This is a genomic window from Kitasatospora sp. NPDC048715, from assembly GCF_043198905.1.
GTDB lineage: Bacteria > Actinomycetota > Actinomycetes > Streptomycetales > Streptomycetaceae > Kitasatospora > Kitasatospora lactacystinica.
In genome coordinates this window covers 340,153-352,754 of the sequence record NZ_JBICVH010000002.1, presented here as the reverse complement: position 1 = coordinate 352,754, position 12,602 = coordinate 340,153, and the positions used below count along the sequence as shown (strand labels likewise).

Sequence of the window (12,602 nt, the reverse complement as noted above, 5' to 3'; positions counted from 1 at the left end):
TCCTGGAGCACAGCGCCGTGTCCGACAGCTTCGCGCACCTGCACGTCCACACCGAGTACTCGATGCTGGACGGGGCGGCGAAGAACGGCAAGCTCTTCGCCGAGGCGGAGAGACAGGGCATGCCCGCCATCGCGATGAGCGACCACGGCAACATGTTCGGCGCCTACGAGTTCTTCCACTCCGCCGCGAAGACCGGGGTGAAGCCGATCATCGGCATCGAGGCGTACGTCGCCCCGGCCTCCCGCTTCCTGAAGAAGCAGGTGTTCTGGTCGCCGGGCGGCCAGCGCCCGTCCGGCGCCGACGGCGAGGGCGGCAAGGACGTCTCCGGCGGCGGCCGCTACACCCACATGACCATGTGGGCACAGAACGCCACCGGTCTGCGGAACCTCTTCAAGCTCTCCTCGCTCGCGTCGATGGAGGGCTACTACATGAAGCCCCGGATGGACCGCGAGCTGATCGCCGCCAACGCGACCGGCATCATCGCCACCACCGGCTGCCCCTCCGGCGAGGTGCAGACCCGGCTGCGGCTCGGGCAGTACGAGGAGGCCGTGAAGGCCGCCGGCGCCTATCAGGACATCTTCGGGAAGGAGAACTACTTCCTGGAGCTGATGGACCACGACCTGTCCATCGAGAGGGACGTCCGCGAGGACCTGCTGCGCCTGGCCAAGCAGCTGAACATCCCGCTGCTGGCCACCAACGACTCGCACTACGTGACCGCCGACCAGGCCGACGCCCACGACAGCCTGCTCTGCGTCGGCGTGGGCAAGAACAAGGACGACCCGAACCGGTTCAAGTTCAACGGCAGCGGCTACTACGTGAAGACCGCCGAGGAGATGCGCGAGCTCTTCCGCGAACTGCCGGAGGCCTGCGACAACACGCTCGCGATCGCCGAGCGGGTCGAGTCGTACGACGAGGTCTTCAACTACGTCGACCGGATGCCGCAGTTCGACGTGCCGGAGGGCGAGACCCAGGCCTCGTTCCTGCGCCAGAAGATCGCCGCCGGCCTCAAGCACCGCTACGGCGACAACCCGAGCCAGGAGGTGCTGGACCGGGTCGAACTGGAGATGGGCGTCATCTCCCCGATGGGCTTCGACGCCTACTTCCTCGTGGTCGCCGACATCTGCCAGTACGCCCGGGACAACGGCATCCCGGTCGGCCCGGGCCGAGGCTCGGCGGCCGGCTCGATGGTCTCCTACCTGACCCGGATCACCGAGCTGGACCCGCTGGAGCACGACCTGCTGTTCGAGCGGTTCCTGAACCCCGAGCGCATCAACCCCCCGGACGTCGACATCGACTTCGACGACCGCCAGCGCGACCAGATGGTGCGCTACGTCACCGAGAAGTACGGCTCCGCCTACACCGCCCAGGTCAACACCTTCGGCACGATCAAGGCCAAGGCCGCCGTCAAGGACGCCAACCGCATCCTCGGCTACCCGTTCGCGATGGGCGACCGGATCACCAAGGCGATGCCGCCGGACGTCATGGGCAAGGGCGTCCCACTGGCGGACCTCTTCAACGAGAAGCACCCGCGGTACAACGAGGGCACCGAGATCCGCTCGCTGTACGAGAACGAGTCCGACGTCAAGAAGATCATCGACACCGGACTGGGCATCGAGGGCCTGATCCGCGGCACCGGTGTGCACGCCGCCGCCGTCATCCTCTCCTCGACTCCGCTGCTCGACCTCATCCCGCTGCACATGCGGGACAAGGACGGCGTGATCATCACCGGCTTCGACTACCCGTCGTGCGAAGCCATGGGCCTGATCAAGATGGACTTCCTGGGGCTGCGGAACCTGGGCATCATCGATCACTGCATCAAGATCGTCAAGGCCAACCGGGGCGTGGACGTCGACATCGAGAAGATCCCGATCGACGACCCCACCACCTACCAGCTGCTGGCCCGCGGCGACACCCTCGGCGTGTTCCAGCTCGACGGCGGCCCCATGCGCGCCCTGCTCAAGCTGATGAAGCCCACCGAGTTCGCCGACATCTCCGCCGTCTCCGCGCTCTACCGGCCCGGCCCGATGGGCATGAACTCCCACACCAACTACGCGCTCCGCAAGAACGCCCAGCAGGAGATCATCCCGATCCACCCCGAGCTGGAGGAGCCGCTGAAGGACGTCCTCGGCCCCACCTACGGCCTCATCGTCTACCAGGAGCAGGTCCAGCGCGCCGCCCAGGTGCTCGCCGGCTACTCGCTCGGCCAGGCCGACCTGCTCCGCCGGGCGATGGGCAAGAAGAAGAAGGAGGTGCTGGAGAAGGAGTTCGTCCCCTTCCACGCCGGCTGCAAGGAGCGCGGCTACTCCGACGAGGCCATCCAGGCGGTCTGGGACGTCCTGGTCCCGTTCGCCGGCTACGCGTTCAACAAATCGCACTCCGCCGCGTACGGCCTGGTCTCCTACCAGACCGCCTACCTCAAGGCCAACTACCCCGCGGAGTACATGGCCGCGCTGCTCACCTCGGTCGCCGACGACAAGGACAAGATGGCGGTCTACCTGGCCGAGTGCCGGCAGATGGGCATCAAGATCCTCTCCCCCGACGTCAACGAGTCCGTGGTCGACTTCACCGCCGTCGGCAGCGACGTCCGGTTCGGCCTCAAGGCCGTGCGCAACGTCGGCGTACCCGTGATCGAGTCCCTGGTGCGCACCCGCGGCGAGCAGGGCAAGTACACCTCCTTCGCCGACTTCCTGGACAAGGTCGAACTGGTGGTGTGCAACAAGCGCACCGTCGACTCCCTCGTCAAGGCGGGCGCCTTCGACTCCCTCGGCCACACCCGGCTCTCGCTCAGCACCGTGCACGAGAGCGCGATCGACGCCGTCACCGGGCTGAAGAAGCAACAGGCCATCGGCCAGGACGACCTCTTCGGCGCCCTGGACACCGGCAACGACGGACCCGGCATCGGGCTGGACTTCCAGCTCACCGAGAACGAATGGCCCCGCCGCCAACTCCTCGCCCTGGAACGCGAGATGCTCGGCCTCTACGTCTCCAGTCACCCGCTCGACGGCGCCGAGCACATCCTCTCCCAGAGCCGCGACACCTCGATCGCCGAACTCCTCGGCTCCGGCCGCTCCGAGGGCGAGGTGCGCCTGTCCGGCCTGATCACCGGCGTCGACCGGCGGATCAACAAGGCCGGCAACGCGTGGGCCATCATCACCCTCGCCGACCGCGACGGCTCCGTCGAGGTGCTGTTCTTCCCCGCGACCTACAACCTGATGGCCGAGCAGATGATCGAGGACAACGTCATCTCGATCCGCGGCCGGCTCAACGAACGCGACGGGTCCCTGAGCGTCTTCGGCCAGGAGATCACCACCCTCGACGTCTCCTCCGCCGAGCTCGGCACCAAGCCGCCGGTGCACATCACCGTCCCGGCCGCCCGGATCAACCCCCAGGTGGTCGCCGAACTCAAGCTCGCCCTCCAGGCCCACCCCGGCGACGTCCCGGTCCGGCTGCGCACCACCAACTGGGACAAGGACACCCTCTACGAGCTCGGATACCGGGTGAACCCGGACAACGGGCTCGCCTCGGACGTCAAGACCCTCCTCGGCAACCGCGCCTGGGTGGGCGCAGCCGTCCGGTCCTGACCGGCGCCGGACCCGCCGCTTCCGGTCAGGACGGAAGCGGCGGGCCCGGCGGTCCGGCCACGCGGTCCCGGTTACCCGCTCCTGGTCGCGCCGGACCGCTTCGCGCACTCCGGCAGGTACGAGGAGCCCGCGGCGCCGGCCGCCAGCCAGCCGACGGCCAGCAGCCAGCCGGCGAGGACGTCCAGCGGCCAGTGCACGCCGAGGTAGATACGGCTCAGGCCGATCGTGCCCGCGAACAGCACGGCGCCGACGACGGCCGCGCGGGTGGCGGCCGGGCGCGTACGGGCGACGGCGAGCGCGAGCAGGCCGGCGCAGAGGGCGGACGTGAAGGCGTGCCCGGAGGGGAAGGCGAAACCGGAGGCGGTGAACGCCCAGTCCGTCACGGGCGGCCGGGGCCGGCCGAAGGCGTGCATCAGTCCCTGGCGCAGCAGTTGCCCCAGCGCCAGCCACACCACGGGCAGGAGCAGCGCCCGTACCGTCGTCCACCGGCGCCTCGGCGAGCCGGTGGTCCCGAGGGCGGTGAGGACGCCCGCGGCCAGGGCGAGGAGGTAGGGGACCACGCCGGTGCCGAGGGAGGTGACGGCCATGGCCACGGCTCGGGCGAGCTCCGGGCGATGCGCGGTGCACCAGTCGATGGCGGCCTGCTCGAAGGCGAACGGCGCCCAGCCGTGCGCGGCCACCACGGCCGCGACCACCGCGAAGGCCGACCACGCACCGACGAGCACCACCACCCACCGCCGACGCTCCGTCATCCGGTCAGCCGCCATCCCAGCCCTCCTGCCAGCACCGCGCGGGGCCACCGGAACGCGGCCCCGCGCGGCCAGGGTAGCGAGCCCGCGCCCGACGGCACCGGCCGGCGCCCCCGCCACGGCCGCGCGCGGGTCGTGGCCCCCGGCCGGTCGACGCCGGTTCACCAGGTCGTCCTGAACGGCCCCGGCCACCGCCCCGCGCTGCCCCGCCGGGCCACCGGCGAACCCCACCGACCGGCGCGGCGCGCCCTCGACGGCCGATCAGAGGTCCGGCGGCCCCGCCTCGACGCGGCGGAGCACCGGGAGCAGCCGGTCCAGGTCCGGGCCGGTCTGGAGCCGGCGCTCGTCCCACCAGGTGGCACCGGCGTCGCGCAGCGGACCGATCACATCCCTGGCCCTGGCCGCGTCCGGCGGCGTGGCGCCGCCGAGCACGAACTCGAAGGGGCGCTCGGCCGCGACCGTACGGTGCCCGCGCACATAGCCGACCAGATCCCGTACCTCCGCCACGTCCGGCACCTGGCCGTGCCGGGCCGTCTCGAAGAGCGGCACCGCGCCGTCCCACCGCGCCGCCCTTCGCATCGGCGGGCGGCGCGGCCAGAACCCGCCGATCCACACCGGCGGACAGGGCCGCTGCGCGGCGGCGGGCAGCAAGGTCACGTCCCGGACCTCGTAGTGCCGGCCGTGGTGGTCCACCGCCTCGCCGGACCAGAAGCGCCTCAACAGCTCCAGCCCCTCGTCCAGTCGTTCGGCCAGGAGGCGCGGTTCGGAGGTGTCGCCGAAGCTGAGGTATTCGTCCTCGATCGGACCGCCCAGGCCGGCGGCGAAGATCACCCGGCCGCCGCTGAGGACGTCCAGGGTGGCGACCTGGCGGGCGAGTTGCTGCGGCCGGTACCGGGGGACCGGCGTCAGCAGGGTGCCCAGCCGGATCCGGGAGGTCGCCAGCGCGGCCGCGGTCAGCAGCATCCAGGGGTCGGCGAACGGACGCCCCTGGTGTCGTCGATGCAGTACGTGGTCCCAGACGAACAGGCCGTCCCAGCCTGCCTGTTCGGCGGCGGCGGCCACGGTCGCGACATTGCGGGGGTCGGCGAAGTCACCGAAGTTGGGGATGTTGACGGAGAAGCGCATTCCAGCAGGATGCGCAGCCGGCCCCGGAGCGGGCAAGACGTGTGCCCCATCAGGCTTCCCGAGCACCCGGGAAGTCACCCGGGTCCTGGCGTCGGCGGCTTCACGAGGTAGGACGAGCCCGGCAACCGTCCACCTGCACAGACGTGATCGGGTAGCGGGACGGGCCGCTCTGAGTACCCGTACTCAGGCCGGCCCGGCCGTGATCGCCGGAGCATGGAGGCATGCAATCAGCAGCGATACCGCGGATCGGCATCACCGCCGTCGGCTCCCACCTGCCGGCCCGCCGGCTCACCTCCCAGCAGCTTCAGGACGAGATCGCCGCGGGCGGCCGACTCGCCCTGCCGGAGCGGATGTTCGAGAAGGCGACCGGGATCCGCAGCCGGCACTTCGCCGCCGACGACGAGTACGCCTCCACCCTCGCCGTCGGCGCCGCCCGGCGCGCCCTCGACACCCGCGGGCTGCATCCGCGGGACGTGGACCTGCTGCTGTTCGCCTCCGCCACCCGGGACGTCTGCGAGCCCGCCACCGCCCACATCGTGCAGGCCGAACTCGGCACCCGGGCCCACGCGTTGGACGTCAGCAACGCCTGCAACAGCTTCCTCAACGGGATCGACCTGGCCCGGGCGATGATCCTGGCCGGACGGGCCCGCCGCGCCCTGGTCGTCACCGGGGAGACCCCCAGCCGGGCCATGCGCCGCGCTCCCTCCGGCATCGCGGAGGTGCGCGACGGCTTCGCCGGCTACACCTTCGGCGACGCCGGGGCGGCCGTCGTCGTCGAGGCCGTCGAGCGGGGCGGCATCCTCGACATCGAGACCGCCACCGCCTCCGAGCACTGGGAGGCCGGCGGGATCCCCGGCGGCGGGTCCCGGCACCCGCGCGGCGACGAGCACAGCTACTTCCGCGGCGGCGGCAAGGAGTTGCGCGGCATCTTCGAGACGATCGGCCCGGCCGTTCTGGCCCGGCTCGCCGCCCGCACCGGCCTCGGCTGGGACGACTACGCCCGCGTCCTGGTGCACCAGGTGACGCTCCCGTACCTGGAACGCTTCGTCGAACTGACCGGGGCGCCGGCCGGGAAGCTGGTCCTCACCGTCCCGGAGATCGGCAACGTCGCCAGCGCCACCCTGGGCGTCCAACTCGACCGGATACGCGACACGCTGGCCCCCGGGGACAAGGTCCTGCTGGTCGGCCTCGGCGGCGGCGTCAGCCTGATGACCATGGTCTGGGAGGCGTCGTGAGGACCGATCTGTGGGTGGTGGTCCCCGCCTACCAGGAGCAGGACCGCATCGACGGGGTGCTGCGCGCCCTCACCGCCCAGCGCGACCGCGACTTCACCCTCCTCGTCGCCGACAACGGCTCCACCGACGGCACCGTCGCCACCGTCCGCGCGTTCGCCGCCCGCGCACCGTTCCCGGTCGAGGTGCTGGTCGAGCCGGAGAAGGGCGTCGGCTCCGCCGTGGACACCGCCTTCCGCCACGCGATCGCCCACGGCGCCACCCTGCTCGCCCGCACCGACGCCGACTGCCTGCCCGAACCCGGCTGGACCGCCGCCGCCCGGGCCGGCCTGCTGGACAGCGGAGGGCTCGTCTGCGGCCGGGTCACCGCCCGCCGCGACGAACACGGGCCGGCCGGACGCGCGGTGTTCCTGCTGCTGGTCGCCCTCGGCGCCTTCTTCGGCCGGATCCGGCCGGCCCACCACCGCCGGCACGGCTACCTGACCCCCTACCGGATGCACGCGGGCAACAACATGGCGATCACCGCCGAGCTCTACCAGGCCGTCGGCGGCATGCCCCGCCGACCCTCCCCCACCGACCGGGCGTTCCTCAACAGGGTCCGCCGGCACACCACGGCGGTGGTGCGCCGCCGCGACATGGTGGTGCAGAACTCCACGCGCCGGATCCGCGCGTACGGGGTGGTGGGCACGGCGCGCTGGTACCTGGAGCGCGGGGCCGGACCGCGCCCCGTCGACGTCCGCTGAGCCTGCATCCAGGCGTCCAGGCGTCCATCGGACCGGCCGTCGTCGACCGAACCCGCCGGCGGCCGCCCTGGACCGCCGGGGCCGCCGATTCCCACCGAGGCGGCCGTCGCAGCCGCCCACCCAGCCCACCTCCGCTCCCCGAAAGCAGCCCTCCGTGCTCGACCGCCTCGCCCACGCCCTGCGCGCCGACCATCCCGAGCGGCCCGCCGTCCTGCGCCAGACCGCCCTGGGCACCGTCCGCCCGGTGATCCGCCGGGGCGAGCTCGCCGACCTGGCCGACGGCTACGCCGCCGCCCTGCACGCCCACGGCCTCGGCTCCGGCTCTCGCTCCGGTCCCGGTCCCGGCGCGACCGTCGGCGTCGCCGTCCGTCCCGGCCCGCGCGCGCTGGCCGTCATGCTCGCCGCCCACCGGCTGGGCCTGCGGATCGCCGTCCTCGACCCGACCGCCGGACCCGACGTGCTCGCCGCCCGACTCGCACTGGCCCGCCCCGATCTCGTCCTCGCCGACGCCGCGGCCCAGGCCGTCGCCGGCTGGGCGGGGCCGCTGGCCCGCCGCGCCGACCTCGCACTCCCCCGGCTCACCGCACTGGGGCCGGTCGCCACCCTCGGCCGCCGCCTGCCCGGCTGCGCACCCCGGCTGCGCCCGGCGGACAGCGCCCTGCCCGCTGCCCCGTCCGAGGGCGACGGCCACGGCCACGGCAGCGAGGACGCGGTGATCGTCTTCACCTCCGGCACCACCGCCCGACCGCGCGCCGTCGTCCACACCCGCGCCGGCCTCGCCGCCGGGCTGGGCACCGTCGCCGACCTGGTCGGCCCGCGCCCCGGCACGGTCGTCCTCGGCGGCACCTTCTTCGTCCTCGTCCCGGCACTCGCCGCCGGCGCCGCCGTCGTTCTGCCCGCCCGCCGCCCCGCCGCGCTCGGCCGCCAGCTCGCCCGGCTCTCCCCCGCCCACACCTACCTCACCCCGCCGCAGCTGCGCGCCGCCCTCACCGCCGGGGCCCGCTTCACCGGCCGGGTCTGGACGGGCTCCGCCCCCGCCGACGCCGCCCTGCTGCGCCGGGTCAAGCAATCCGGTGCCGACGAAGCGTGGAGCGTCTACGCGCTCACCGAACTGTTCCCCGCCGCCGCGGTCGAGGAGGCGGACAAGAGCGCCCACGACGGGAACGGCGACCTCGTCGGCCACCCGCTGCCCGGCGTCCGGGCCCGCCTCGCCGAGGACGGCGAACTCCACCTCACCGGCCCCGGCGCCCGCCACCGCTACCTCGGCGAGGAACCCGACCCGTGGATCCGCACCGGCGACCACGCCCGCCTCACCCCCGACGGACGGATCGTCCTCGCCGGCCGCCTCAAGGACATGGTGCTGCGCCACGCCGAGAACATCTACCCGGGCCTGTACGAGCCCGCGCTGCACCTGCCCGGCGTCGAACTGGCCGTGCTGGTCGGCGTTCCCGACGGGAACGGGGACGAACGGCTGGTCGCCCTCGTCCAGCCCGCGCCCAGGACCGACCCGCGGCACCTGCGCGCCGCCCTGCGCGGGCCGCTCGACCGCATGGGCTCCGCCCGCCCCGACGCCGTCCTGTTCGGCACCGTCCCGCTCGCCGGCCGCTCCCGCAAACCCGACCGGGCCGCGGCATCCGCCCACTGCGCACAGGAGTTGGCCCGATGAACCCGTCCGACCGCACGACCGCCACCGCGACGCCCACCGGGACCCTCTCCGGGACCACCACCGCCACGGACCTCGCGTCCCTCGCCGCCTCCCGCCGGGCCCGGCGCCGCGACCGACGCGTCTACCTGCACAGCCACCCCGCGCTCTTCGCGCTGCTCTGCGCCACCCGCCGCCGCCCGGTCCTGCGGATCGGCCGCACCCTGCTGGTGCACGGCGCCGATGCCTACCACGAGGCCCTCACCCGCGTCCCGCTGCACCGCACCGCGCCCGGCACCACCGGCGGCGCGGCGGCCCGGCTCACCGACGGCGGCGCGCTGTTCGACCAGGACGGCGGCGACCACCGCACCGCCCGCCGTACGCTGGCCGCCGGCGTCGACACCGGCGCCCGCGCCCGGATCCGCCCGCTCTGGCAGGCCGTCCTCGCCGAGCGCGTCCCCGACCTGGCCACCGGGCACCTCGAACTCGTGGACCTGGTAAGGGAGCTGGCCGGAACCACCGCCGCCGCCCTCACCGGTGCGACCGTCCCGGCACGTCGACTCGCCGACGCCGCAGCCGAGGCGGCCGCCGCTGCCGCCCGCGACCACCTGCCCGGACCGCGCCCGGGCCGTGCCCGCGCCGCGGCCGAGGCGGTCGACGCCGCTGCCCGCCTCAGCGCCCTGCTGCCCGATCCGCGTGACGCCATGGTCGCCGTCGCCGCCGTCAACACCACCCTCGCGGCCGTCCCCCGCGCCGTCGCCTGGTGCGCCGACGCCGGCCTGTGGGCGGCCGTCGACGGGGCCACCGCGCCCCGTCTCGCCGCCGAACTGCTGCGCCTCACCGCGCCCTCCCCGCTGCTGCCCAGGGCGGCCGCCGCCGACGCCATCCTCGCCGGTCACCGGGTGCGCCGCGGCGACCGGCTGATCCTGGTCGCCCGGCACGCCGCCCATGCCCACCACCGCGCTCCGAGCCCGGACCCGGCCGCCACCCAGGCCGTCTTCGGCACGGGCCCCCACGCCTGCCCCGGTGCGGGCCTGGCCCGCGCCCAACTCGCCGATGTGCTCCTCGCACTGGCCCCCCATCGCCCGGTGGTCACCCGAGCCCGCGTCGACCGCCGCTGCGCCCTGCCCGGCTACGCCGAACTCACGCTCCGCCGAGGACGGTCCTGATGCGCATCGCCGTCACCGGCGCCTCCGGATTCTGCGGCGCCCACCTCGCCCGCACCGCCGCCGCCCTGGGCCTGGACGTCACCTGCCACGGCCGCCGCCCCGGACCGGTCGGCCGCCACCTCGGCTGGGACGCCGCCGCCCACGACCCCGACTTCACCGGCGCCGACCTCGTCGTCCACTGCGCCGCCGCCGTCGCCGACCTGCCCCCGGGCCACCCGGCGGAGGCCCACCAGCGCACCGTCAACGTCACCGGCACCGAGCGCGTCCTGCGCGCCACCGCCGGCCGCCCCCTCGTCCACGTCAGCAGCGCCAGCGTCTACGATCCCCGCACCAGCGCCGCCGTCCTCACCGAGGACCACCCCACCACCGCCGGCCACCTCAACGCCTACGGCCGCACCAAGGCCGCCGCCGAGCGGCTCGCCCTCGCGGCCGGTGCCGTCGTCCTGCGCCCCCGCGCCGTGTACGGCCCCGGAGACCCGCACCTCCTTCCGCAGCTGCTCGGCCGGGCCCGGTACGGTCTGCTGCCGCTGCCCGGCCGGGACCTCCCGCTCAGTCTGACCGCCGTCGCCAACCTCACCGACGCCTGCCTGTCCGCCCTCGGCCTCACCGGCGCCGCGCCCTGGGCTCCCGGCGCCTACAACATCGCGGACGCCGCCCCGTACCGGCGCGACGACGCGCTGCGCCACATCCTCACCGTCCACCGCCGCCCCGCCCGGCTCGCCCACCTGCCCGCGCCGCTCGTCCGCCTCGCCGCCCGCACCGCGGTGGTCCCCGGCCTCACCCCGTACACCGTCGACCTCCTCACCCGCGGTGTCGTCCTCGACCTGACCCGCGCCCGCGCCCAGGGCTGGCACCCCGCCCACGACCTGCGCGACTACCACCCCTGACACCTGTCCGAGCGAACGGGGGATGCCGGGAGAATCGCCGGAGGATGCTTGACAAACTCAACCTTTCATCCCTAGGGTCGCCATTGCTTCAGGTAGTGAAAAATTTCTGCCCGCAAGCACCGGCTCCCCACCTCAAGACCGCGAGACCCCTCATGACTGACGCCATCCCCACCGTGGTCGCCCGCCTGCGGGCCGAATTCTCCACCGGCCGGACCAGGCCGCTCACCTGGCGCCTGAACAGGCTGGCCGCCCTGCGCGCCCTGCTCACCGAACAGGCCGAGGTGTTCCAGCAGGCCCTGCACACCGACCTCGGCAAGAGCGCCGCCGAGGCGTACCGGACCGAGATCGGCTTCACGCTCAACGAACTCGACCACACCGTCGCCCACTTGGCCGAGTGGCTGGACCCGAAGCCGGCCGCCGTACCGGAGGTCTTCCGCCCCGCCGAGGCCCGGATCGTCCGCGAACCCCTGGGCGTGGTGCTGATCATCGCCCCCTGGAACTACCCGCTCCAGCTCGCCCTGGCCCCGCTCGTCGGCGCCCTGGCCGCCGGGAACACCGCCGTCCTCAAGCCCAGCGAACTCGCCCCCGCGACCTCCGCGGCCGTGGCCGAGCTGCTGCCGCGCTACCTCGGCGAGGAGGCCGTGGCGGTCGTCGAAGGCGCCGTCCCGGAGACCACCGCCCTGCTGGAGCAGCGCTTCGACCACATCTTCTACACCGGCAACGGCACCGTCGGACGGATCGTCATGACCGCCGCCGCCAAACACCTGACCCCGGTCACCCTGGAACTCGGCGGCAAGAGCCCGGTCGTGGTCGACCCCGGCACCGACCTCGCCGTCACCGCCCGGCGGATCGCCCGCGGCAAGTTCCTCAACGCCGGACAGACCTGCGTCGCCCCCGACTACGTCCTCGCCGTCGGCGACACCGCGGCCGGCCTGGAACGCGAACTGGCCGACGCCGTACGGGAACTGTTCGGCGAGGACCCGGCCACGAGCACCGAGTACGGGCGCATCGTCAACGAGCGCCACTTCGACCGGCTCACCGCACTGCTCGACGACGGACGCACCGTCACCGGCGGCGGGCACGACCGCGCCACGCGCTACCTCGCCCCGACCGTCCTCGCCGACGTGCCCGCGACCGCCCCCGTGATGCAGTCCGAGATCTTCGGCCCGATCCTGCCCGTCCTCACCGTCCCCGACCTCGACGCGGCGATCGCCTTCATCAACGAGCGCGACAAGCCGCTCGCCCTGTACGCCTTCACCGAATCCGCGGACACCAAGCGGCGACTGACCGAGGAGACCTCCTCCGGCGCGCTCAGCTTCGGACTCCCGGTCTCGCACCTGGCGATGCCCGACCTGCCGTTCGGCGGCGTCGGCGAGAGCGGCATGGGCCGCTACCACGGCGAGTACTCGATCGACACGTTCAGCCACACCAAGGCCGTCGTCGACAAGCCCCTCGGCTGATCCCGACCCTGCCC

The 12,602-nt window shown here is 73.7% G+C and carries 9 protein-coding genes; 7 read left to right on the top strand and 2 right to left on the bottom strand.

All coding sequences use genetic code 11. The features are described from left to right. The first annotated feature begins 17 nt into the window (after nucleotides 1–17). Nucleotides 18–3,581 (top strand): DNA polymerase III subunit alpha, encoded by a 3,564-nt coding sequence (dnaE, locus tag ACGFSC_RS05380; protein ID WP_359909759.1) that lies wholly within the window; start codon nucleotides 18–20, stop codon nucleotides 3,579–3,581. Between the two features lie 71 nt (nucleotides 3,582–3,652). Here dnaE and ACGFSC_RS05375 read toward each other — a convergent pair whose 3' ends face one another. Both ACGFSC_RS05375 and ACGFSC_RS05370 read right to left on the bottom strand, forming a co-directional pair. Beyond that, complete coding sequence (locus tag ACGFSC_RS05375; RefSeq protein WP_359915227.1) at nucleotides 3,653–4,348, bottom strand: phosphatase PAP2 family protein; 696 nt, start codon at nucleotides 4,346–4,348, stop codon at nucleotides 3,653–3,655. A gap of 243 nt (nucleotides 4,349–4,591) precedes the next feature. Continuing rightward, nucleotides 4,592–5,455: an LLM class flavin-dependent oxidoreductase gene (locus ACGFSC_RS05370; protein ID WP_359915225.1), complete on the bottom strand. Its 864-nt coding sequence runs from the start codon at nucleotides 5,453–5,455 to the stop codon at nucleotides 4,592–4,594. A gap of 221 nt (nucleotides 5,456–5,676) precedes the next feature. On the opposite strand from ACGFSC_RS05370, the gene ACGFSC_RS05365 reads away from it, so the two are divergent. From ACGFSC_RS05365 to ACGFSC_RS05340, 6 genes are all read left to right on the top strand, one after another. Continuing rightward, nucleotides 5,677–6,690, top strand: a complete 1,014-nt coding sequence (locus ACGFSC_RS05365; RefSeq protein WP_359915223.1) for a 3-oxoacyl-[acyl-carrier-protein] synthase III C-terminal domain-containing protein — start codon at nucleotides 5,677–5,679, stop codon at nucleotides 6,688–6,690. Continuing rightward, nucleotides 6,687–7,430, top strand: coding sequence for a glycosyltransferase family 2 protein (locus ACGFSC_RS05360; protein WP_359915221.1), 744 nt, complete (start codon nucleotides 6,687–6,689; stop codon nucleotides 7,428–7,430). Before ACGFSC_RS05365 ends, ACGFSC_RS05360 begins: the two co-directional genes overlap by 4 nt. A 154-nt stretch (nucleotides 7,431–7,584) precedes the next feature. Beyond that, nucleotides 7,585–9,096 (top strand): class I adenylate-forming enzyme family protein, encoded by a 1,512-nt coding sequence (locus ACGFSC_RS05355; protein WP_359915219.1) that lies wholly within the window; start codon nucleotides 7,585–7,587, stop codon nucleotides 9,094–9,096. Then, complete coding sequence (locus ACGFSC_RS05350) at nucleotides 9,093–10,241, top strand: cytochrome P450 (RefSeq protein WP_359915217.1); 1,149 nt, start codon at nucleotides 9,093–9,095, stop codon at nucleotides 10,239–10,241. Before ACGFSC_RS05355 ends, ACGFSC_RS05350 begins: the two co-directional genes overlap by 4 nt. Further along, nucleotides 10,241–11,128 carry an NAD(P)-dependent oxidoreductase gene (locus ACGFSC_RS05345; protein WP_359915215.1) on the top strand — a complete coding sequence of 296 codons (888 nt, stop codon included), beginning with the start codon at nucleotides 10,241–10,243 and terminating at the stop codon, nucleotides 11,126–11,128. The genes ACGFSC_RS05350 and ACGFSC_RS05345 overlap by 1 nt, the downstream gene beginning before the upstream one ends. 152 nt (nucleotides 11,129–11,280) lie before the next feature. Continuing rightward, nucleotides 11,281–12,588, top strand: a complete 1,308-nt coding sequence (locus tag ACGFSC_RS05340; protein WP_359915213.1) for an aldehyde dehydrogenase family protein — start codon at nucleotides 11,281–11,283, stop codon at nucleotides 12,586–12,588. Nucleotides 12,589–12,602 lie beyond the last annotated feature (14 nt).

What these genes read in the sequence shown, in the direction of transcription:
- ACGFSC_RS05375 (WP_359915227.1), bottom strand. Translation starts at nt 4,348, where the DNA reads ATGGCGGCTGACCGGATGACGGAGCGTCGGCGGTGGGTGGTGGTGCTC.
- ACGFSC_RS05370 (WP_359915225.1), bottom strand. Translation starts at nt 5,455, where the DNA reads ATGCGCTTCTCCGTCAACATCCCCAACTTCGGTGACTTCGCCGACCCC.
- ACGFSC_RS05365 (WP_359915223.1), top strand. Translation starts at nt 5,677, where the DNA reads ATGCAATCAGCAGCGATACCGCGGATCGGCATCACCGCCGTCGGCTCC.
- ACGFSC_RS05350 (WP_359915217.1), top strand. Translation starts at nt 9,093, where the DNA reads ATGAACCCGTCCGACCGCACGACCGCCACCGCGACGCCCACCGGGACC.
- ACGFSC_RS05345 (WP_359915215.1), top strand. Translation starts at nt 10,241, where the DNA reads ATGCGCATCGCCGTCACCGGCGCCTCCGGATTCTGCGGCGCCCACCTC.
- ACGFSC_RS05340 (WP_359915213.1), top strand. Translation starts at nt 11,281, where the DNA reads ATGACTGACGCCATCCCCACCGTGGTCGCCCGCCTGCGGGCCGAATTC.